The sequence below is a fragment of the Cognatundibacterium jejuense genome (genome assembly GCF_014284255.1).
Taxonomy (GTDB): Bacteria; Pseudomonadota; Gammaproteobacteria; order Burkholderiales; family Burkholderiaceae_D; genus Undibacterium; species Undibacterium jejuense.
Window position 1 is genome coordinate 82,650 of sequence record NZ_JACOFV010000016.1, and the last position, 22,279, is coordinate 104,928.

Consider the following 22,279-nt stretch of genomic DNA (forward strand, 5'->3'; position numbering starts at 1 on the left):
AAAATTTAGAATAATTCGGAGAAGAACTATGAAGCAATTATTTATCAATGGAGCGTGGCACGATGGAGCGAATGCCATTACGAGCTATAGCCCATCTGATCGCAGCGATATGATTGATGAGTATGCGAGTGCTGGCACCGAGCAAGTAGAGTTAGCGATTGCCGCGGCTCATCGTGCCGCAGAGAGTTGGCGCTATTCTGGCACACAGCAACGTGCAGATGCCTTGGATAAAATCGGTACTGAAATCAATGAGCGCAAAGTGGAGTTGGGTACTTTGCTGGCCCGTGAAGAAGGAAAAACCTTACCGGAAGCGATAGGCGAAGTGGGTCGTGCTGCCGCGATTTTTAAATTTTTTTCGCAAGAAGCACTGCGTATCCGCGGCGATAAGCTGGCGTCGGTAAGACCAGGGCTGGAAGTGGATGTGACGCGTGAGCCGGTCGGTGTCGTCGGTATCATCGCGCCATGGAATTTTCCGATTGCGATTCCAGCGTGGAAAGTTGCGCCTGCCATCGCTTACGGCAATACCGTCATTTTAAAACCGGCAGAATTAGTTCCGGGGAGCGCCTGGGCACTGGCTGAGATTATTAGTCGTTCTGGTTTGCCAGAAGGCGTATTTAATCTGCTCTCGGGGCCGGGCCGTATTGTGGGCGAAGCGTTAGCGAATGATAGACGGGTGGATGCAATTAGCTTCACTGGATCAGTTGGTACTGGTCAGCGCGTGTTAACTGCCTGCGCTGCGCGGCGTGCCAAAGTGCAGCTAGAGATGGGTGGTAAGAATCCTTTGGTCGTGTTAGCGGATGCTGATCTGGACGTGGCGGTGAATGCAGCAATTCAAGGTTCGTTTTACTCGACTGGACAACGTTGCACCGCATCTTCACGTCTGATTGTGGACGAAAAGATTTACCCGGCGTTTATTGCTGCGATGAAGGATAAACTGGCGCAAATTAAAGTGGGTCATGCCTTGGAGGCTGGCATCGATATTGGCCCGGTAGTAGATCAGTCTCAACTTGATCAGGATTTACGCTATATCGCCATTGCTAAAGACGAAGGTGCAAAGTTGATTTTTGGTGGTGATCGTTTGGCTCGTCCTACCGAAGGCTATTTTTTGAATCCCGCCTTGTTTGTTGATTGTGACCCTGCGATGCAACACGTGCGCGAGGAAATTTTTGGTCCTGTTGCTTCTGTCATTCCGGCAAAAAATTATGAACATGCGTTGCAGCTTGCCAATGATACTGAATTTGGTTTGACTGCGGGGATTTGCACGACATCGTTGAAGCACGCAACACACTTCAAACGTCATGCACGCGCAGGGATGGTCATGGTGAATGTACCGACTGCCGGTGTTGATTACCACGTACCTTTTGGCGGGACAAAAGGCTCCAGCTATGGGGCTCGTGAGCAAGGTAGTGCTGCAGTCGAATTTTATACGACTGTTAAAACCAGCTATACCTTCGCTTGAGAGGGGATCATTTTCGAGGCGCCTTATTTGGCGATTTAACCGATACATCCGTGTTTTCAGGTTATGAACAAGCGCGATCGTTATGCAACGGTCGCGTTTTTTTTGCTTGCTAAATGCTTGAGGAACTTAAGCTTACTTGAATGACGCACGATTAACGTTGGAAAGGTATGTTGCTTGAAGGCATTAAGCATTGGACGCTCAATGCGCGAAAGATTGATGTGAAAATTGATCAGCGGAATTTGACTGCTTGAAATGCGCGAAATACACGTCTTTTTCGTTGCAATGTGTATTGATCTTGCGCAAATGCGCTTGCTATATTTTGCTCATATAAGGCACACTTCGGGAATGTCTGTACGTTTCTCTACTCCGACAATGATGTTAGAAATATAAAAATAAGTAAATATCGTTAGAATGTAAGAAATTCAATCTTGTTTAAGTAGCAATTTAAAGTTTCGTGTATTATCCTAATGACTTTTGGGTCAGTTTTGGGGCTCAAATTATCATTGCCAACTTATTTGAGTACTTCAGGAGTGTGGAATTGAAAAAAACAAGGATCTGCAACAAACGTCCTTTGCAATCACAGGTGAGAGGCACCGGCGGGGTTCTCGCATTGAGTCTTTTGATCAGTGGCTGTGCAGTTGGACCAAATTTTAACGCACCGGCGGCACCCGTTAACTCTGATCAGTACTCCTACACAGGGAAAGCTAAGGTCACAGAAACTGTCAAGGCAAATACTTTTGCTGGTCAATCGCAAAAATTATCCAGTGGTCAGGACATTCCTGCAGCATGGTGGGAAGTTTTTCACTCTGAGGCCTTGGATAAACTGATCCGCGAATCATTAAAGCATAATCCCACACTTGCTTCCGCTCAGGCTGCTTTACGTCAGGCCCAGGAAAATTATAACTCTCAGGCTGATTCTGTTCTGTATCCAAGCGTGACCGGAAATTTAGGCGCGCAACGGCAACACGCTTCAGCCGTATCGACGAATGTTCCTGGCGGTAAAGTACTGAATTTGTACAATGCTTCGGTGAATGTTTCGTATTCGGTTGACGTATTCGGTGCGAATAAGCGAGGACTGGAAAGTGTACAAGCGGGTGTCGATTATCAACGGTATCAGTTAGAGGCAACTTATCTGACCCTGACCGCTAACGTCGTTACAACAGCGATTCGTGAGGCTTCTCTGCGTTCGCAATTGCAAGCAACGCAAGAAATTCTTGAAGCGCAAACATCGCAATTAAATGTTATTGAAAAACAGTTTACGGTTGGCGCTATTCCAAAGGCAAGCTTGCTGGCGCAGCGCAATTTGGTCGCGCAAACCCGTGCAAGTCTTCCAGCTTTACAAAAATCAGTAGATCAGACGCGTAATCAATTGGCGGTGTTGGCTGGCAAGTTGCCAGGTGATGCGGATTTGCCTGAATTTAGTCTCGATAATTTGCAACTACCGCAAGAATTGCCAGTTTCTGTTCCTTCGGCTTTGGTTCGTCAACGTCCAGATATTCTTGCTGTAGAAAGTTTATTGCATCAGGCAAGTGCTCAGGTAGGTGTTGCAACTGCGAATCAATACCCGCAGTTTTCTTTGACTGGCAGTTACGGTTACTCCTCTACGGATTCGAGTAAATTATTTAACAATTCGATGAGTTTCTGGAGTGTTGGCGGTGGATTGGTCGCGCCGATTTTTAATGCTGGTGCCTTGTCCGCTAAGCGCCGTGCATCAGAAGCTGCGTATGATCAGGCGGCAGCGCAATATCGATCAACGGTATTGTCAGCATTCCAGAATGTCGCAGATACCTTACGTGCTCTTGAACTGGATGCGCAAACTTTAAAGCAGCAAGCGGAAGTTGAGGCGTTGGCAAAAGACACCTTAGAACTGACGATGAAGCAATACAAACTCGGTGGCGTAAGCTCACTGACATTGTTGGACGCAAAACGTACGTATCAGTCAGCACGAATTAATCTGGTGCAAGCACAGGCGAATCGTTATGCAGATACTGCCGCTTTATTTCAGGCAATGGGTGGCGGTTGGTGGAATCGACCAGAATTGGCTGATATTTCCAGAACCGATGGCACTACTGAAAAAGCTCTGCCGTCTGCGCAATAAATAATTTTATCGATATTCCATTTGAATTTTGAATAGTAAGGGGAAGTATTCATGACTAAGCGTATGTTCATTATGCTAGGCTGCGTGGTTCTGTTAATCGCTGGTTTAGCATTTGGCAAATATCTGCAAATTAAGCAGTTGATTGCGAATGCTCCTAAACCAGGTGCGCAAACGGTTTCTGCTATCAAGGCAGAAGTTCTGGAATGGCAACCACAGATTTCAGCAGTTGGTACTGTCACAGCATTCCGCGGCGTGGAAATTAGCTCGGAAGTTACCGGTCTGGTGCGTGAAGTATCATTCAAGTCGGGTCAGAACGTAAAGCGTGGTGACTTGCTGATACAACTGAACGCGGATTCCGATATTGCTCAGTTGCGCGCTTTGGAAGCTGCCGCTGAATTGTCTGCCACCGTGTTAAAACGCGATCAGGCACAATTGGCAGCAGAGGGTGTTAGTCAGGCGCAAGTAGATGCTGATGCAGCAGATCTGAAAAGCAAACGTGCGCAAGTTGCTCAGCAAACTGCCAACGTCGAGAAAAAATCGATTCGCGCTCCTTTCAATGGTCGTCTTGGTATCACGACAGTCAATCCAGGGCAATACATCAACACTGGCGACAAATTAGTGACTTTGCAAACCATAGATCCGGTGTACATTGATTTCTTTGTGCCACAAAAACAAATTAGCTCGCTGAAAATTGGTCAAAACCTGAAAATCTCCAGTGATTCTTTTGCTGGGCAAGAATTTGCGGGGCAGGTGAGTTCCATCAATCCTAAGATCGATACAGCGAGTCGCAATGTGCAGGTTCAGGCAACCTTGAGCAATCAAAAACAGTTGCTGTTGCCGGGCATGTTTGCCAATGTCGCTCTGGATGTTGGTGATAAAAATAAATTCATTACCTTGCCACAAACCTCGATCGCTTATAACCCGTATGGCTCTACTGTGTTTGTCGTCAAAGATGGCGATAAGAAGGATGACAACGGTAATGCAATTAAAGTCGCGCAACAAGTTTTTGTTACGACGGGTGCAACACGCGGTGATCAGGTTGCAGTGCTGACTGGTTTGCAAGCAGGTCAATTGGTGGTCACCAGTGGTCAGCTTAAGCTGAAGAATGGTACGCCAGTTGTGATCGACAATTCTGTGCAACCTAAAAACAGCCCGAATCCAACTCCGCAAGAACACTAACAGGAGCTACGATGAAATTTACCGATATTTTTATCCGGCGTCCGGTGCTCGCTATGGTGGTGAGCATGCTGATTGTCGTACTCGGTTTGCGGTCCTTATTTAGTCTGCCGATTAATCAATACCCACGTACACAAAATGCGGTGGTCACGATTTCGACAGCTTACTATGGTGCGGATGCGCAAACTGTTGCTGGTTTTATTACCCAGCCATTGGAATCTGCGATTGCGCAGGCACAAGGTATTGATTACCTGTCGTCGTCAAGTACTAGCGGTGTCTCAACGATTACCGCTACGTTACGCCTGAACTATGATGCAAATCGTGCTTTGACTGAAATTAACACGCAAGTGAATTCAGTTAAAAACCAATTGCCGCAACAAGCGCAGCAGCCAGTGTTGACTGTGCAAACCGGTCAGACGACTGACGCGATGTACATGGGTTTTTATAGCGATACTCTGCCGACCAATAACGTCACAGACTTTTTGATCCGTGTTGTCAAGCCTAAGCTCGACTCGATTGATGGTGTGCAAACAGCAGAGTTGCTGGGAGCGCGTCAGTTTGCGTTACGTGCATGGTTAGACGCAGGGAAAATGACCGCGATGGGCGTGACGGCTGCTGACGTTAGTTCTGCTTTGACCAGTAATAACTACCTGACGGCATTGGGTTCCTCAAAAGGTCAGATGGTGACGATACCATTAACTGCAGGTACTGACTTGCATTCCGTGGAAGAGTTTAAGAAACTGGCAGTCAAACAAAATGGTGATGCAATAGTTCGTTTAGAAGATGTTGCGACAGTGACGCTGGGGTCTGAAAATTACGACTTTAACGTTGCTTTTAGTGGCGTACGTTCAGTGTTTATCGGTATCAAAGTCGCTCCTGAAGCAAATATTCTGGATGTGGCAAAGCGCGTTCGTAAAGCGTTTCCACCAATTCAGTCACAGTTGCCAAATGGCCTGACAGGTCAGATCGTTTATGACTCCACTGAGTTTATTAACACTTCGATTGAAGAAGTTGTAAAGACTTTGCTTGAGGCGTTGGTGATTGTTACGGTTGTTATTTACCTGTTCCTGGGTAGCTTCCGTGCGGTGATGGTGCCAGTAATTGCGATGCCACTGTCATTAGTGGGTACGTTCTTCGTGATGTTGATGTTTGGTTATTCGATTAATTTGCTGACCTTGTTGGCGTTGGTGTTAGCAATTGGTCTGGTAGTTGATGATGCGATTATTGTCGTGGAGAACGTCGACCGTCACATGAAAGAAGGTAAATCGATTCTTGATTCATCGTTGATCGCTGCTCGTGAACTGGGTGGGCCGATTCTGGCGATGACTGTGGTCTTGGTGGCGGTGTATGTACCGATTGGTTTCCAGGGCGGTTTGACAGGTGCGTTGTTTACTGAATTCGCCTTTACGCTGGCAGGTGCGGTGGCCGTGTCTGGTGTCGTCGCGCTGACACTGTCACCGATGATGTGTTCACGTTTCTTCTCCGCAGATCAGAATGAAGGTCGTTTCGTTAAATTTATTGACCATACATTTGAGCGCGTGCGTGGCGGCTACTTACGCCTCTTGCATAGTCTGCTCAATACTTGGCCTGTGCTGATTGTGATGAGTGTGATTCTGATCGCTTGTCTTGGCTTGATGTTTAAAATGTCGCAGTCAGAATTGGCACCAGAAGAAGATCAGGGGATTGTTTTGTCTCAGGTAGTCGGCGCACCAACAGCGACTTCTGATCAGATGCAGACCTATGCAGATCAAGTGTTCAAAGTCGGTCATGATATGCCTGAATACAAGCAAATGTTCCAGATAACTGGCGTACCAACTACGAATGCAGGTATCGGCGGTGTATTGCTCAAGGATTGGGGCGATCGTACTCGTAGTGCGAAGCAAATTCAGGCGGATTTGCAAGCGAAATGGAACAAGATCGCTGGAGCGCGGGTTGCCGCGTTCCAATTCCCTGCCTTACCTGGTTCATCAGGTTTGCCAGTGCAGTTCTTGATTACCACGACAGAGCCGTTTGAAAATCTGAACACGATTGTTCAGCAAGTCATGGATAAAGCACGGACTTCCGGTAAATTCTATTTCATGGACGTTGATTTGAAATTAGATAAGCCACAAGCAACGCTGGAATTTGATCGTGACAAAATCACCACGCTGGGAATGACGCAACAAGGTGTGGGGCAGGCATTGGGCGCAGCATTGGGTGGTGGCTATGTTAATTACTTCTCCATTGCCGGACGTTCGTATAAAGTGATCCCACAAGTGCAACAGGTGGATCGTTTGAATCCTGATAATTTATTGGATTTTAATATTCGCACTCCTGCCGGAAATATGATACCCGCCAGCACAGTGGCTCATATTACAAATAGTGTTGTGCCACAAGCGATTAACCGTTTCCAACAGTTGAACTCGGCAACTATTTCTGGTGTGGCCGGTGTATCGCAGGACGAAGCACTGAGCTACTTGCGTGGTCTGGTGCAAGAAGTCGCACCAACTGGTTACACCGTGGATTACTCCGGTCAGTCTCGTCAGTTTATGAATGAATCGGGTGGCTTTCTGGTGACCATGGCTTTTGCTGTCATTATCGTTTTCCTGGCATTGGCTGCGCAGTTCGAGAGTTTTCGTGACCCAGTGATTATTTTGGTTTCGGTACCATTAGCATTGTTTGGTGCGATGATCTTTATTTTCTGGGGCTTCTCGTCAGTCAATATCTATACTCAGGTTGGTCTGGTGACTCTGATGGGGCTGATCAGTAAGCACGGTATTCTGATCGTTGAATTTGCAAATCAATTGCGTAAAAAAGGTTTGAGCAAACGCGATGCAATCGAAGAAGCAGCTGGCGAACGTCTGCGTCCGATTCTGATGACGACAGCAGCGATGGTGTTTGGTGTGGTACCACTCGTGGTTGCTTCCGGTGCAGGTGCTGCTGGCCGTCACGCTATGGGTCTGGTGATTTTTACTGGCTTGTCTATCGGTACACTGTTCACTTTGTTTGTGGTTCCTGCAATGTACGTGTTTATCGCTGGTAAGCATGAGGTGGAAAAACCATTGGAGACTTTGGATGCTCCAGTAGTAAATCCAACTTAATTTAGCTGAAATAATCCAGAGCAGTTATCCAAAGCAATAAGCTAAAACCCGCCATTCAACTGGCGGGTTTTTTTATATTTAATTGATCAGTTGTCCCCGTCATACAAGGTCAAACAATCAGGCGATACTCGCTAAACCAATCACCGATTTTTTCAATGCCGCATGAACTTCCAACATTTCTGCTTTTTGTGTCTGGCGATGGTAACGGAATAACATTAACCCTTCTACCTGAGCGACGATCAAAGTCGCTCTTAACTTGTATTCTTCGTCAGAAATCGCTGGGTTCAGACCTTGGATTAATTTGAAAATCGCTTTGCGCTCACGAGCGATCATTTTATCCATGAGCTTGGAAGCAAAGTCATTGCGTGCAGCGAGTGCCCAGATTTCAAAAAACATGCCGTAAGTGACCGGATTGCTGAGTTCTTCCAGAAACATGCTGATCGCTGAATTTAACTGCTCTATGCGTGGCTGTTGCTCCATCTTGCTGGTAATGTGGTCGAGCTTTTCCTGAAACTGATTCATGGTCATCAATAACACTGCTTCCATCAATACATCTTTACTTTGAAAGTAGTGCTGCACATTGCTCAGACTGATACCAACTTCACTGGCGACTTTGCGCATTGACAGACCTGCATATCCTTCGCTGGCCAGAATGTGACGTGCAGCATCTAAAATTTCACTGACCCTGCCAAGTCCTTTTTCTGTGGTGCTGGAAGCTTTGTTTTTGAGTGAAGTTTGTAGTGTATTTGGCATGATAAGGTGCATTGATTCTGAATGTAAATTATCGCATATGGATTTACGCAATCTTGAATCTTGATTGACAAATAGTACGATTGACCTATAAATTATACGTTATTGGTCGTTTGACCTATTATTTAATCAAAATAAGATTTTTCCAATATTTCTCGTTCCAAAACAGCATGTTGAGGAATGGAGAATGTTGTTTGAATTTAAAATAAATAACGGAGATGTACATGAGTCAACGAGTCTATGTATCTGGTGTTGGAATGATCCCCTTTGCCAAGCCAGGAACCAGTGCCAGTTATGACCAGATGGGAGCGACAGCGTCCAGACTGGCTTTAGCCGATGCCGGAATTGCCTACGATGATATTGAGCAAGCGTACGTTGGTTATGTGTATGGCGATTCGACCGCAGGGCAAAAGGCCTTATACCAGGTGGGTATGTCTGGCATCCCGATTGTTAATGTCAATAATAACTGCTCGACCGGATCAACGGCATTGTTTTTGGCACGCCAGGCGATCGCCAGCGGCGCGGCTGAATGTGTGCTGGTGCTTGGTTTTGAGCAAATGAGTCCAGGCGCTTTGGGCTCAATTTTTCAGGATAGACCAAGTCCATTCGATGCTTTTGATGAAGTCACTGAAAAGCTGGTAGGCATGTCACAAATCCCTTTGGCATTACGTTATTTTGGCGGTGCTGGTTTAAGCCATATGCAGAAATACGGCACGCCTCTGGAGTCCTTTGCGAAAATCCGCGCCAAAGCCAGTCGTCATGCCGCGAATAATCCATTGGCTTTGTTTAAACAGGTGGTGACACCTGAAGACGTAATGAGCTCGACCATGATCTGGCCGGGTGTAATGACCAAACTGATGGCATGTCCACCTACCTGTGGTGCTGCCGCTGCCGTTTTGGTGTCAGAAGCTTTTGCGAAAAAGCATGGCCTCAACACGCAGGTGTATATCGCAGGACAATCGATGACGACCGATAAGCCATCGACGTTCGATTCTGAGGATATGATGAAAGTGGTTGGCTATGACATGAGCAAAGAGGCTGCAACCAAAGTCTATGCGCAAACCGGCATCGGACCTGACGATCTGGATGTGATCGAGTTGCATGATTGTTTTGCCCACAATGAGTTGATTACTTACGAAGCGCTGGGTCTTTGTCCTGAAGGCGGCGCGGCGAAATTTATTGACGATGGCGATAACACCTATGGCGGAAAAGTAGTCACTAATCCGTCCGGCGGTTTGCTATCAAAAGGACATCCACTTGGCGCGACCGGATTGGCTCAATGTTTTGAATTGACCCAGCAATTACGTGGTAATGCGGGCGATAGGCAAGTCGCTGGTGCGCGTATCGCGTTACAACACAATCTGGGTCTCGGTGGCGCTTGCGTTGTCACTATGTACCGTCAATCCTGATAGTGGAGAGAAAAAATGAATTACACCTCACCATGGATGTGTTCGGAACTGGAAAGCTTTCGTGATGCGATTCGCCGGTTTGTTGAGTCAGAAGTGACACCCCATCAAGAGCGTTGGAAAAAACAACAGCACGTTGATCGTAGCTTGTGGAATAAAGGTGGTGAAATGGGCATGTTGCTCGCCGATATTCCTGAAGAATATGGAGGCTCTGGCGGAAGCTTTGCCCATCAGGCGGTTGTGTTTGAAGAGTTGGGCTACGCTGGTGATATGGCATTCGGCATCCACGTTCATGCAATCGTTGCTCACTATATTTTGAATCAGGGAACGGAAGCGCAAAAGAAAAAGTATCTTCCTTTGATGGCAAGTGGAGAAATGATTGCCGCAATTGCGATGTCTGAACCAGGTGCCGGATCAGATTTGAAAGGCATACGCACCAGCGCCGTGCGCGATGGTGATGGCTATCGCATCAATGGATCGAAGATTTTTATTTCCAACGGCTACCTCGCTGATCTGGTCGTGGTCGTCACAAAAACTGATCCAGACGCAGGTAGTAAAGGCGTCTCATTACTGCTGGTCGAGACCAAAAACTGCCCGGGTTATCGAGTAGGGCGTATTTTAGAAAAAATCGGTCAAAAAGGTCAGGATACCTGCGAGCTGTTTTTTGATGATGTACGTGTGCCAGCCGATGCCGTGTTAGGTGGCGTTGAGGGTAAAGGCTTTTATCAATTAATGACAGAATTGCCTTATGAACGCACGATCCTTGGTGTGGCTGGTGTCGCCGCCATTGAGCGGGCACTGCGTCTGACGATAGAGTACACAAAGGAACGTAAGGCGTTTGGGCAAGCATTAATTGAAATGCAGAATACCCGTTTTGTTCTGGCAGAGATCAAAACCGAAGCAACCATTGCCCGTACTTTTATTGATCGCTGTATTGTTGATATGCTGGAAGGCCGCATGGATACTGAGTTGGCGTCGATGGCGAAATACTGGATTTCGGACTTGCAATGCAAAGTCATTGACCAATGTCTGCAATTGTTTGGCGGTTATGGCTATATGCTGGAATATCCGATTGCGCAAATGTATGTCGATGCGCGTGTGCAAAGGATTTATGGTGGTGCGAACGAAATTATGAAAGAGATTATTTCTCGCTCACTTTGATAACGTAGGCCGGACGCGGCCTGCGTGGATGATGTAATCAGTTCCGCGATTGACGCGGCAAAGTGTGAAGCCAATTCTGTTGTTCTTTAGAAATGAGTAAATTCATGAGTGGTCCATTAGCAGGTTTGCGCGTCGTTGAAATGGTTGGTTTAGGGCCATGTCCGTTTGCCGCGATGATGCTGGCGGACATGGGGGCTGAAGTTATTCGTATTGATAGAAAAACTAAGCCTGGTGAAAAGGTCGTTTTTCCGATTCTTGGGACGCGTTTCGATGTCTTGGCACGCGGGCGGCGTTCTTTGGCTTTGGATTTGAAACTCGTTACTGATCAGGAAATTTTGTTAGAACTGATCTCTAAAGCAGATATTTTGCTGGAGGGATTTCGTCCTGGAGTGATGGAGCGTTTGGGCTTGGCGCCGGAAGTTTGTCAGACGCGCAACCCAAAACTCGTCTATGGCCGCATTACTGGTTGGGGGCAGCATGGCCCATTAGCACAAGCTGCGGGGCACGATATCAACTATCTGGCGCTCACAGGTATGTTGCATGCGATGGGACGCGCTGATACGCCACCGCCGCCCCCTTTGAATCTGGTTGCCGATTTTGGTGGTGGCGCAATGATGCTGGCGTTTGGTGTTGTGTGTGCCGCCTTAGAAGCGCAAAAGTCAGGTCAGGGTCAGGTGGTCGATGCTGCCATGGTGGATGGTTCTGCGTTGCTGGGTGCGATGTTGTATGGCTTTAAGCAATTTGGTGCGTGGAGTGTTGAGCGCGGCAGTAACTTATTAGATGGTGGCGCACCGTTTTACGACAGTTACGCCTGCGCCGACGGAAAATTTATCACGATAGGTGCCATAGAACCGCAGTTTTATGCTTTGCTATTACAACTCACGGATGTGCATGATCCTGATTTTCAGGCGCAAATGAATGTCGCGACCTGGCCGCAGTTAAAGCTTAAATTTGCTACTTTGTTCGCTACTAAGACCCGTCAAGCGTGGTGTGAAATTTTAGAGGGTACCGATGTCTGCTACGCCCCGGTGTTGGATATGGATGAGGCCCCAGATCACCCGCATAATCAGGCACGTGGCAATTTCATTGACGTTGCTGGCGTTAAACAACCGGCACCCGCACCTCGATTTAGTCGTACGCCACCAGAAATCTCGATGCCACCGGCTCGCGCTGGTCAGCATAGCGGAGACATTTTGCGTGACTGGGGGCTCAGTGAAAACATGATTCGAGCGTATCAAGACGCATGATTTGTCTTTTGGTACAAAGAATTTAATTTTTCCGGCTTTCAAACCGCACGATATTCTTTCGTTGTCGCTAGAATTGCACGAACATTCTCCTGAAATTGTTGAGAGCGGAACTTCCCTTGCTTCCATGGTTCAAAATATGCCAAACCGCCCATCAATGAGCGGAATAATAAATCAGGGGAGAAGGTATGCGCGGTTCAAAAGTATTGCCCGGCTTATTGCCTGGCGTTGTGGCAATCATGATGTGTTTTCCGGCGTTTGTCGCACACGCTGCTGATGCAGCCAAGCCAGAAGTCAAAACTGAAGCCGAAGTAAAAAAATGGGATGTCAATCATCCGCCAGGTGAAGCCAAAACAGTCAATATTGATACCCGCACCGGTACCTGGATGAGTGTCGATGTCAGTCCTGATGGGCAACAGGTCATCTTTGATTTATTGGGCGATCTGTATTTGTTGCCGATCAAAGGTGGTGAAGCTAAACCACTCACGCATTCTATCGCCTGGGAGATGCAGGCGCGTTTTTCTCCCGATGGCAAACAAATTGCGTACATGTCAGATGCTGGTGGTGGCGACAATATCTGGGTCATGAATGTTGATGGTAGCAATGCCCATGCCGTTACCAAAGAAGATTTTCGCTTATTAAATAATCCAGTCTGGAGCCCGGACGGTCAATACATTGCTGCACGCAAACACTATAGCGGTACGCGTTCACTGGGTTCAGGCGAAATCTGGATGTACCACACTAGCGGTGGTTCTGGTGTGCAACTCAATGAGAAGCCAAACTGGCAAAAAGATTTAGGTGAACCTGCTTTTTCTCCTGATGGTCGTTACGTCTACTACTCTCAGGATACGACGGAAGGCAATTCGTTTGAATACAATAAAGATTCCAACGGACAAATTTATCAAATTTTCCGCAAAGATTTGCAAGATGGCAAAGTCAAAGCCATCGTTGGCGGTCCTGGTGGTGCAGTGCGTCCAGTGCCTTCACCAGATGGTAAATATTTGGCATTTGTAAGACGCATACGTAACCAATCGACCTTGTTTTTGAAAAACCTCGATACTGGTGAAGAAGTCGCAGCATGGCCTGAGCTTGAGCGCGACATGCAAGAATCCTGGGCAATTCATGGTGTCTATCCTTCGTTTGCTTGGATGCCAGGTAGCAAAGAAATCGTAGTGTGGGCGCAAGGAAAAATCTGGCGTCTCGATCCATTTGCGCAGAAAGCAACTGAAATTCCTTTTCATGTCAAAGATACCCGTGAAATTCGCTCGGCGGTTCGTTTCCCGCATGCGGTGGCTCCCGATCAGTTCGACGTTCATCAATTGCGGTCAGTCAATGTCGCACCTCAAGGTGATAAGGTCGTTTATTCTGCTTTAGGACACCTGTATATCCGCGATTTGCCGAACGGGACACCGCATCGTTTAACCAAACAAAACAGCTATTTTGAATATTTTCCAAGCTTTTCGCGCGACGGAAAAAATGTCGTCTTCACCACCTGGGATGATCAAAAGACGGGTTCAGTACGCAGCATTAATGTGGCCAGCGGAAAAGAAACTGTATTGACCAGTCGACCTGGTAAATACACCCAAGCGCGTTTCTCTCCAGACGGCAAACAAGTTGTGTTTGTAAAGTCTAAAGGTGGCTATCTGACTACCCCTTGGTTTGCTATGGAAACTGGCGTGTATATCGTGGATGCGGATGGCAAATCCCCGGCACGTTTGCTGACCGAAGAAGGCAGTGCGCCACAGTTTGGTAAAGATTCAAAAGAAGTCTTTGTCAGCCGTACTAAATACACGAGTGAAGTGGATTGGACTACCTCGTTGGTGAAAATTCCCTTGGATGGCAAACCTGAACAAGCGGTCGCGAACAGTGAATTTGCGGGTGAGTTCGCTATTTCTCCGGATGGACAGTGGCTGGCGTTTGGTGAACGCTTTCATGCTTACGTAACCCCTTTGCCGACTGTTGGTAAGCCGTTCACCATTGGCCCTAAAATGGATGCACTGCCAGTAAAACAATTGGACATCAATGCCGGGCAGTATCTGCATTGGTCTGGCGATAGTAAGCAAATTCATTTTGCGCTGGGCGACGAATTGTTCACGCGAGATTTGAAGGATGCTTTTGCGTTTGTCCCTGGTGCCCCGGCTGAGTTGCCTAAACCAGTTGAACATGGGCTGAAGATAGGTTTCACAGAAACAGCAGATAAACCGCATGGCACAACAGTGATTTCAGGTGGACGCATTGCCACGATGCGTGGTGATGAAGTGATTGAAAACGGTCGTCTTGTGATTGTCGATAATCGCATTACCCAAATCGGCAAGGCAAGCGATATCACGATTCCTGCTGGTGCAACACAAATCAATGCCACTGGTAAAACGATTTTGCCTGGTCTGGTTGATGTGCATTGGCATGGCGGTATGGGAGAGGGCGGCATAATTCCTCAGCAAAGCTGGATCGATTATGCATCGCTGGCATTTGGCGTGACAACGTTGCATGATCCTTCGAACGACAGCAATGAGATTTTCTCGCATAGCGAAATGCAAAAGGCAGGTGCTGTCGTTGCGCCACGTATTTTCTCAACGGGTACGATTTTGTATGGCGCGAAAGCGAATTTTTCAGCGGTCGTGAATAATCTCGATGATGCGTTGACGCACTTAAAGCGTCAGAAAGCTTTAGGCGCGATTTCGGTCAAGAGCTACAACCAGCCGCGTCGCGATCAACGTCAACAAGTGTTAGAAGCCGCGCGTGAAACGGAAATGATGGTGGTGCCAGAAGGTGGTTCTTTGTTCGAAGCTAATATGACGATGGTGATTGATGGTCATACCGGCGTTGAACACGCATTGCCAGTGGCGAAAGTGTACGACGATGTAACGCAATTATGGTCGCAAACGCAGGTGGGCTTTACACCCACACTGGGTGTTGCCTATGGTGGGCTAGATGGTGAACATTACTGGTACGCGCACACCGATGTCTGGAAACATCCCTTGTTGTCTAAATACGTACCGCGCACCATATTAGAGTCCCGCAGCGTCCGTCGTGAGATTGCCCCTGAAGAAGATTACAACGTCTTCCGTGCGGCTGAAGTCGCCACCACATTGCAAAATGCTGGCGTACCTGTGAACTTGGGTGCTCACGGTCAACGTGAAGGTCTGGCTGCGCACTGGGAATTATGGACTCTGGTGCGTGGTGGGATGACACCAATACAAGCCTTACGTAGCGCAACCATTAATGGTGCACGCTATTTGGGTTTGGATAAAGATGTGGGGTCTCTTGAGGTAGGGAAGCTGGCTGATCTGATGATTGTGGATGGCGACGTATTGCACGACATTCGTCAATCCGATCGCGTCACGCAAGTCATGCTGAATGGTCGTTTGTATGACAGCTCGACGATGAATGAAGTTGGCGTGACCAAAAAAGTCCGTAAGCCATTTTTCTTTGAAGGAAAATCCGGCATCAACGCACCAGTTGGTGCGGCCGAGTATAGCCACGGCGGTGATTGATCGTCCTTGCTTTGCAGTCAAAAAACCTCATCAACAATGTTGGTGAGGTTTTTTTATGGGTTGATGACCCAGTAAAGGGTGAATGCAACCCGCCAATGTTGCTCTCACTGTAATCTCAGTGCGGGTTGCACCAGCCCGACAAATGATGTGTTCGCATGCTGATGCACGTTCTATTTTTCCGAAGTTATTTTTTTGAATTAATTTTTTCTATCAACTCTTCTGTTGATGCCTGTTGATCAGCATTGAGCGTCAAGTCTTTGACAGCCACACCACCAATTTGCGTAAATTTTTTGACGTTGAATAAATGTTTTTTATCTTTATTGGTCATGATTGACCAGCGTGTCATATTGCCGTCGATGTGTATCAATAGATCTTCTGACAAGAGAGGGAAGTTTGGTTTACACCATTCGCCGATTCTGTTTTGTAGCTTGATGTTGGAAGCAGTCTGCGTTCCGAGTAAGGTTTCTTCTACCTGTATCCTGGTTTCCTCACAGCCGCAGTCGTTTGAGAGGGTGATAGTCCTTGTGCCATCTGCATTGGCCTTCATGTTGCCATTGAGTTCCGGGCATGATTGGCTTCCGGATGGAAGCAGTGTGATCGAAGTGACTCGTCCAATAATGAGTTGTTCTTCGGCTAAAACGTGGCTGCAGACACTCGTTAATATGGTAAACGAGCTTGCGAATAACAAGTTTTTTCTTATCATGATGTGGTTGGTATTGTATTTTTCGGTTGGGCTTTGAGTCGTATCTGGCTCGTAAGCGGGCAATTAATATAATGGCAATAGCTATTATATTGGCATTAATGAAGGCACTGTAAATTTGATTTTGCTTGCAGTCTGAACCTGAAATTTACGTTCTGGCGCTTCGAAGCCACCTCGTTCGTATATGAAAAACTAGCTAAATTGTGCTTCGTTACGTAGCCATTTGTAGAAAATCTCAAAGGCGTGATTCTGTCTCGAAGATTGAGCATAGATCAGATAGTAATGAAGGCGCAATGAAGTTTCTATTTGAAATGGTCGAACGAGTTTGCCTGCAGTGATGTCGCGTTCCGCCAATATTTTTTGCGCGAGCGCTACACCGTGGCCATCAATGGCCGCCTGGAGGGCAAGGATGGCAAGTGTGAATTTTGGTCCCGAAAATGAATTGACATTCTTAATTTCTAAGGCTGAGAACCAGGCTTCCCAACTTGGGTAATCTGAGCTCTCCCAAGTAGTTACTTCATGCAATAAACTTAATTTGGTAAGATCATTCGGATCAGATAATTGTTTGCCAAGCTCCGGACTGCACACTGGAAACAATTCGGTGGACATGAGCGGCTCCATAATTAAACCTTCAAATTGGTCCCGTTGATAGTCAATCGAAATATCACAATTGAGGTAATTGCTGTCTATTTCAGAGAAAATCTCCACCATGATATATGGGTGTTCATTTAAGAAACGATACAGTCGCGGCATTAACCACTTCGCCCCTAACGATGGAGGCACTCCAACTTTTAGTAGTACATGGGTACGTGTTAATAAAGTATCTGTCGCGAGTTGAAAAATTCGAAAGCCTTCACGTATGTGTGGAAGGTAGCGCTCCCCTGCTTCGGTGAGTAGCAGTGCATTTCCTGATCTTTGAAAGAGAGCAACACCCAAGTGGTCTTGTAATTTTTTGATTTGATGACTGACTGCTGCGCTCGTCACATGCAATTCTTTTGCCGCAACAGTAAAACTTAGGCATTTGGCAGCAACGTCAAATACTTTGAGTGAGTTAAGTGGAGGGAGTCGCTTCGACATTGTGAGCTCCTCTAAAAGTAGAACAATGCTGCCGGGAAATAAATACTAAGTAATTTAATGTATTTAAAAGTAACATTAAGTTTAGATTGACATAGAAGTGTTGAGTTTTCAAGTAATTAAGAATACTGGAGTGATGGCTTTTGTAGCATTGTGGTTTGTGTAATACGTTTCCAAGGATGTGTCGCAATAATGCTTCAACCACGTTTGGGATCATCGTCAATTATCCGGGTTACTGGCTTGCTATGACCATACTGAGACAAAGTCGCATAAGTCCTGAAACCACACACGCTTACTTTTTGTGGGCCTTGATGATTGCCGTCGGCGCAATAAGTTCAAATTTGTCATCAGAACGAATGGCAAACTGGCGGGATTTTGTATTGCCTAATCGTGCTCAAAACATGGTGCTGTTGGAAACAGCACCATGTTGCAAAGCCTTGGTATGAGCGCGAATACCTTTCGTTATTTATTGAATTGGTAGAGTTTTGACATCGACCGCTGGGGGTACTCTGGTTGCCGGACGATTATATTGCTGATCAGAAGTAACATAATCGTTAAAAAATCCGCCATTTTTTAAGAAGAACAAACCATTTTGTAGGCCGCCCGCGTAGTCCATTCTCTGTTTATTTGTTGCCGTAGGATCACCAGTGTAACTGGCAGAAGTGATTTCTGTCCAAACGCCTGTGGTGCTTCTGGCCCATTGATTGCCATAGAGTGCGCTACGACCAAGATAGCCGTTGGAATCAATAAAATTCTCTAAAAACGAATAAACGCCGTTGTGGTAAGTTTTTGTGTTTGGTCGATTCCAGGTCGCTATGAATTTCCAGGTGTTAAGTTCCGGAGCGAATAGCCAGGCGGAATAATCAGTGCTGCCATTTGTATTTGGGGTTATTTTTGTGATGAATTTGTAGGTATTTCCTGTGATCCAATTGTAAGGGTAGGCCGCTTGTCCACCAGTTCCTTCACCATCAAAGGTACGGACTGTGACACCTGTGCCGACCTGTTTTGCCGTAGTTTTACCTTGTAATGGATTCCATACCGAAAATATGGCGATGCGACCAGTCTCTTTGACTTGAATACCAAAATAGCCTTCACCAAAACCATTTGCCATGTAATAAGAACCAATTTGATCCTGGCCTTTTGGTACTGTCACTTCACTATAGAAATATTCTGTTGAGTCTGGCACCGTATATGCCAGGTGTACAGAAGGACCTCGACGAGACCAGTAGTAATTATTTGGGTCATTTGCATAGATCAAACCGTTGCTCGCGGTACCTGCAACTTGAAGCGCGGTTATGTCTCCGAAATAACTACCAACTTTAGTTACGCCTTGCAGGTCAACTTTGACATAGCCTGGTGAACTGACATTGAAAGAGCAAACTGGATAAGACTTAGTCTCAGTACCTTTTAGGTCCACAGTTGATGATTGACCGTTTAATGAGATGCTGACGGTGCTACTAGTTGCGCCGTTCAAACTTCCAAGCAAAGCGAGTTTTAACTCCCCTGGATTGCTGACGCGAAAATAGGTGCTAATAACCGTGGAGTTGCTCGTCCATGCATGAAGTCCAGTTGCTCCCGCGCCACTATCTATGGATTCGGTGGCGTTTGGTTGCGCTTGCGTAATAAATCCGTTACCAGAGAGTGCGATAGTTGCGGTCGGAGTAAAAGAGGTTGGGGTGCACGATGCTGCTGCAATTTTCGCATGAGGCGTAACTTTACCGAACGGATTGATGGTAGCACTTGAGTTTTGTTGAGCAAAACTTGTCATGCATTGAGACATTAATAAAAACATGCTTACTCTGAATACGATTTTCATGTCAGATCTCCAGGAAAATGTTTAACGGATATTGATGATGTGGTCGTTGTACACAGGAATAGGAATAGGAATAGGCTTATCTACTTCGGCGCACAACGAGTCTGTCTATCTTCCAGAATATGCATCAATGAAATTCCCCGTTTATCCGTCTATGTCGGCACAAGTTTGGTTAGCGGAAAGAGTATTGATCCATAGGGTGTTGATAGACCAACTCACTTTATGTGTACCGTATGTTAAAAACAAATGAGTTTAATTTGATAACATATTAGGTAAATTTGATGCGTTTTCTGTCGATAATCACGAAATTACGTTGGGATTAATTGAAGAATTGGGTAAAAGGCTTTCGTGTGTATCCAGTTTCTTCACCTTACTTGGGGGCGTTACTCCTGATAAAAATTAGTTCTTGGTCAAATCTACGTCCGTTTAGATACAGTTAGACCTAAGTAAAAACACGAGGTGTATCCTTTATTTGGTCTTGAGTGTGTCAAAATAGCGTTTTAAGCATTTTTGCCCTGTCATTTTATTTGAATGGCAACAATGGCAAGTTAAATGCCGCGATTTCTTATCCAACTTACTGGAGTCACATCATGTTTCAGCACGTCGAAGCCTATCCTGGCGATCCTATCTTGTCTCTGAACGAAGCATTTGGCAAAGATCCACGCCCAAATAAGATCAATCTGTCGATTGGTATTTATTTTGATGATGCAGGCAAGATTCCTATGTTGCCATCGGTACGTGCTGCTGAACATAAAGTTGTGGCTGATGCGGGTGCACGTCCTTACCTGCCTATGGAAGGTGCGGCGAATTTCCGCACTGCAGTGCAAGAATTGTTGTTCGGTAAAGATAGCGTAGCGGTCAAAGCTGGTCGCGTGGTGACCATGCAAATGGTGGGTTCTTCTGGTGGTTTGAAAATCGGTGGCGACTTTATTAAACGCTATTTCCCTGCTTCAACGATGCTGGTGAGTGATCCGACATGGGATAACCACCGCGCTGTTTTCGAAGGCTGCGGTATCACAGTGAAAACTTATCCATACTACGACGCGGCGACTGGCGGCTTGCGTTTTGATGCAATGTTGGAAGCACTGAAATCTGCGGAAAAACACAGCGTTGTGTTGTTACATGCCTGCTGCCACAACCCAACGGGTGTTGATCTGACGAAAGCGCAATGGCAAGCTTTGGTGCCAGTATTGAAAGAGCGTGAATTGATCGCCTTTTTGGATTTGGCGTATCAAGGTTATGGCGATGGCATTGAAGAAGATGCGTACGCTATTCGTTTGCTGGCTGACCAAGGTTTGAGCTTCCTGGTTGCTAACTCGTTCTCTAAGAGTATGAGTCTGTACGGCGAGCGTTGCGGTGCATTGAGTGTAGTATGCCCTGACGCAGCGCAAGCAGTGAATGTTTTGGGACAGATGAAAGCAACAATTCGTCGCAATTATTCCAACCCCCCGATGCACGGTGGTCAGTTGGTTGCGCGCGTGTTAAGCGACCCAGAACTGCGTCCTATGTGGGAAGCAGAAGTGGTTGCGATGCGTGATCGTATTCAGGCAATGCGCCGTAAATTGCACGATGTGTTGAGTGCAAAATTGCCTGGTCGAGATTTCAGCTACTTCCTGACACAACGCGGTATGTTCAGCTACACCGGTCTGAGCGCGGAACAATGCGATCGTCTGAAGGAAGAATTCGGCGTGTATCTGGTACGTTCTGGTCGTATGTGTGTGGCTGGTTTGAATACTGGTAACGTTGAAGCGACTGCAAATGCGATGGCAGCTGTATTGGGTTAATTTTTAGCTTAATGTACGAATAAAAGAGCGATGCTTCAGGCATCGCTTTTTTATTGTTCTTCGTAGAGTATGCCTACAAATTATTCGATGAAGTCAACATGGGCTTACTGCGGGGGCGACATCGGTCATGGCAAAAATATGTACTTCCGAATCTGGTATTTTTAACAGATGGTTAAATGCATTGCGTAGGCTGCTTTTGCTACTCGTGGTGTAGGCAGAAATGGTTGGTGGACGTTGAATTGCCAGTAAAGACAGACCCGCTTGTTCGAGCAGCCTTTGCAATTGTGTGGCTACTGCTAATCCAGTATCGACTAGTTGAATGTTCGTTGTGCTTGTTTGAGTTTCAGACTGATATTCTCGTATTACTTGTTCTATCAAATTGACGACGAAAGGATAATGGGTGCAGCCAAGTACTAAGGTGTCTGCGCCTGCTTGTAGCAATGGCGTGACGTAATTGCGTACCAATTTTAAAGTGGCGACTGAACGTAGTTCCCCTTTTTCTATTTGATTGACGAGGCCGACGCAGGCTTGTACTTCAAATTGGACTGAGCTTTCTGCACTGATATGTGCGCGTAAATTGTTGAATTTTTCACTTTGCAAAGTGAATTGCGTAGCCAGAACGCCGACGACGTTGCTTTGGCTTATGGTAGCGGCTGGTTTTAAACCAGGCTCTATACCGATGATGATCAAATCTGGGTAACGTTCACGCAGCGCTTTAATTGCTGCGGCAGTTGCGGTATTGCAGGCAACGACCAGTGCTTTGATATGTTGTTGTAATAGGAATTCTGTTACTGCGATACAGCGTTCAGTGATATCAGCTTCTGATTTTTCACCATAAGGAGCGAATGCAGAATCAGCAAAATAGATCAGTGATTCATGGGGCAGGATATGGCGTATATGCTGCAACACAGATAAGCCACCAATTCCAGAATCAAACACCCCGACAGGCGCAAAACGATCAAATTTCATTTGGGATATTCCTTTTCTGGTCTGGGCTCACATTAGCTAATGAATCAAACTAAGATGAGCCCAGTCTTTGT

At 46.5% G+C, this 22,279-nt stretch carries 14 protein-coding genes; 9 read left to right on the forward strand and 5 right to left on the reverse strand.

The features are described 5' to 3' along the window. The first annotated feature begins 28 nt into the window (after nucleotides 1–28). The 4 genes from H8K32_RS16280 to H8K32_RS16295 all read left to right on the forward strand — a co-directional run bounded on the left by H8K32_RS16280 (nucleotide 29) and on the right by H8K32_RS16295 (nucleotide 7,813). Nucleotides 29–1,459, forward strand: a complete 1,431-nt coding sequence (locus H8K32_RS16280) for an aldehyde dehydrogenase family protein (protein ID WP_186913607.1) — start codon at nucleotides 29–31, stop codon at nucleotides 1,457–1,459. Between the two features lie 532 nt (nucleotides 1,460–1,991). Further along, complete coding sequence (locus H8K32_RS16285) at nucleotides 1,992–3,557, forward strand: efflux transporter outer membrane subunit (protein WP_390311747.1); 1,566 nt, start codon at nucleotides 1,992–1,994, stop codon at nucleotides 3,555–3,557. 51 nt (nucleotides 3,558–3,608) lie between these two features. Continuing rightward, complete coding sequence (locus H8K32_RS16290; RefSeq protein WP_186913608.1) at nucleotides 3,609–4,736, forward strand: efflux RND transporter periplasmic adaptor subunit; 1,128 nt, start codon at nucleotides 3,609–3,611, stop codon at nucleotides 4,734–4,736. A gap of 11 nt (nucleotides 4,737–4,747) precedes the next feature. Continuing rightward, on the forward strand, nucleotides 4,748–7,813 hold the full coding sequence (locus H8K32_RS16295; protein ID WP_186913609.1) for an efflux RND transporter permease subunit: 3,066 nt from the start codon (nucleotides 4,748–4,750) through the stop codon (nucleotides 7,811–7,813). Nucleotides 7,814–7,930: 117 nt separating this feature from the next. On the opposite strand, the gene H8K32_RS16300 is transcribed toward H8K32_RS16295, so the two are convergent. Further along, a complete protein-coding gene (locus tag H8K32_RS16300) occupies nucleotides 7,931–8,566 on the reverse strand; it encodes a TetR/AcrR family transcriptional regulator (protein ID WP_186913610.1) in 636 nt (211 codons plus the stop codon). Between the two features lie 221 nt (nucleotides 8,567–8,787). Between H8K32_RS16300 and H8K32_RS16305 the strand changes: the two genes are divergently transcribed. The 4 genes from H8K32_RS16305 (at nucleotide 8,788) to H8K32_RS16320 (ending at nucleotide 15,868) form a co-directional block, all read left to right on the forward strand. Further along, the gene (locus H8K32_RS16305; protein ID WP_186913611.1) at nucleotides 8,788–9,972 is read left to right on the forward strand and encodes a lipid-transfer protein; all 1,185 of its coding nucleotides are present in this window, start codon (nucleotides 8,788–8,790) and stop codon (nucleotides 9,970–9,972) included. Between the two features lie 15 nt (nucleotides 9,973–9,987). Beyond that, nucleotides 9,988–11,130: an acyl-CoA dehydrogenase family protein gene (locus tag H8K32_RS16310; RefSeq protein ID WP_246447427.1), complete on the forward strand. Its 1,143-nt coding sequence runs from the start codon at nucleotides 9,988–9,990 to the stop codon at nucleotides 11,128–11,130. A gap of 104 nt (nucleotides 11,131–11,234) precedes the next feature. Then, nucleotides 11,235–12,377, forward strand: coding sequence for a CaiB/BaiF CoA transferase family protein (locus H8K32_RS16315; protein WP_186913612.1), 1,143 nt, complete (start codon nucleotides 11,235–11,237; stop codon nucleotides 12,375–12,377). A gap of 185 nt (nucleotides 12,378–12,562) precedes the next feature. Beyond that, nucleotides 12,563–15,868, forward strand: coding sequence for an amidohydrolase family protein (locus H8K32_RS16320; RefSeq protein WP_186913613.1), 3,306 nt, complete (start codon nucleotides 12,563–12,565; stop codon nucleotides 15,866–15,868). 184 nt (nucleotides 15,869–16,052) lie between these two features. On the opposite strand, the gene H8K32_RS16325 is transcribed toward H8K32_RS16320, so the two are convergent. The 3 genes from H8K32_RS16325 to H8K32_RS16335 all read right to left on the reverse strand — a co-directional run bounded on the left by H8K32_RS16325 (nucleotide 16,053) and on the right by H8K32_RS16335 (nucleotide 19,458). Next, complete coding sequence (locus tag H8K32_RS16325; protein WP_222613154.1) at nucleotides 16,053–16,556, reverse strand: hypothetical protein; 504 nt, start codon at nucleotides 16,554–16,556, stop codon at nucleotides 16,053–16,055. Nucleotides 16,557–16,760: 204 nt separating this feature from the next. After that, nucleotides 16,761–17,645, reverse strand: a complete 885-nt coding sequence (gene gcvA / locus H8K32_RS16330) for a transcriptional regulator GcvA (protein WP_186913615.1) — start codon at nucleotides 17,643–17,645, stop codon at nucleotides 16,761–16,763. A 463-nt stretch (nucleotides 17,646–18,108) separates the two neighbouring features. Continuing rightward, nucleotides 18,109–19,458, reverse strand: a complete 1,350-nt coding sequence (locus H8K32_RS16335; RefSeq protein WP_186913616.1) for a DUF3472 domain-containing protein — start codon at nucleotides 19,456–19,458, stop codon at nucleotides 18,109–18,111. Nucleotides 19,459–20,045: 587 nt separating this feature from the next. Between H8K32_RS16335 and H8K32_RS16340 the strand changes: the two genes are divergently transcribed. Next, nucleotides 20,046–21,239 (forward strand): amino acid aminotransferase, encoded by a 1,194-nt coding sequence (locus tag H8K32_RS16340; protein WP_186913617.1) that lies wholly within the window; start codon nucleotides 20,046–20,048, stop codon nucleotides 21,237–21,239. Between the two features lie 93 nt (nucleotides 21,240–21,332). On the opposite strand, the gene murI is transcribed toward H8K32_RS16340, so the two are convergent. Beyond that, nucleotides 21,333–22,208: a glutamate racemase gene (murI, locus tag H8K32_RS16345; RefSeq protein WP_186913618.1), complete on the reverse strand. Its 876-nt coding sequence runs from the start codon at nucleotides 22,206–22,208 to the stop codon at nucleotides 21,333–21,335. Nucleotides 22,209–22,279: the final 71 nt, after the last annotated feature.

What these genes read in the sequence shown, in the direction of transcription:
- H8K32_RS16280 (WP_186913607.1), top strand. Translation starts at nt 29, where the DNA reads ATGAAGCAATTATTTATCAATGGAGCGTGGCACGATGGAGCGAATGCC.
- H8K32_RS16290 (WP_186913608.1), top strand. Translation starts at nt 3,609, where the DNA reads ATGACTAAGCGTATGTTCATTATGCTAGGCTGCGTGGTTCTGTTAATC.
- H8K32_RS16295 (WP_186913609.1), top strand. Translation starts at nt 4,748, where the DNA reads ATGAAATTTACCGATATTTTTATCCGGCGTCCGGTGCTCGCTATGGTG.
- H8K32_RS16300 (WP_186913610.1), bottom strand. Translation starts at nt 8,566, where the DNA reads ATGCCAAATACACTACAAACTTCACTCAAAAACAAAGCTTCCAGCACC.
- H8K32_RS16305 (WP_186913611.1), top strand. Translation starts at nt 8,788, where the DNA reads ATGAGTCAACGAGTCTATGTATCTGGTGTTGGAATGATCCCCTTTGCC.
- H8K32_RS16310 (WP_246447427.1), top strand. Translation starts at nt 9,988, where the DNA reads ATGAATTACACCTCACCATGGATGTGTTCGGAACTGGAAAGCTTTCGT.
- H8K32_RS16315 (WP_186913612.1), top strand. Translation starts at nt 11,235, where the DNA reads ATGAGTGGTCCATTAGCAGGTTTGCGCGTCGTTGAAATGGTTGGTTTA.
- H8K32_RS16320 (WP_186913613.1), top strand. Translation starts at nt 12,563, where the DNA reads ATGCGCGGTTCAAAAGTATTGCCCGGCTTATTGCCTGGCGTTGTGGCA.
- gcvA (WP_186913615.1), bottom strand. Translation starts at nt 17,645, where the DNA reads ATGTCGAAGCGACTCCCTCCACTTAACTCACTCAAAGTATTTGACGTT.
- H8K32_RS16335 (WP_186913616.1), bottom strand. Translation starts at nt 19,458, where the DNA reads ATGAAAATCGTATTCAGAGTAAGCATGTTTTTATTAATGTCTCAATGC.
- H8K32_RS16340 (WP_186913617.1), top strand. Translation starts at nt 20,046, where the DNA reads ATGTTTCAGCACGTCGAAGCCTATCCTGGCGATCCTATCTTGTCTCTG.
- murI (WP_186913618.1), bottom strand. Translation starts at nt 22,208, where the DNA reads ATGAAATTTGATCGTTTTGCGCCTGTCGGGGTGTTTGATTCTGGAATT.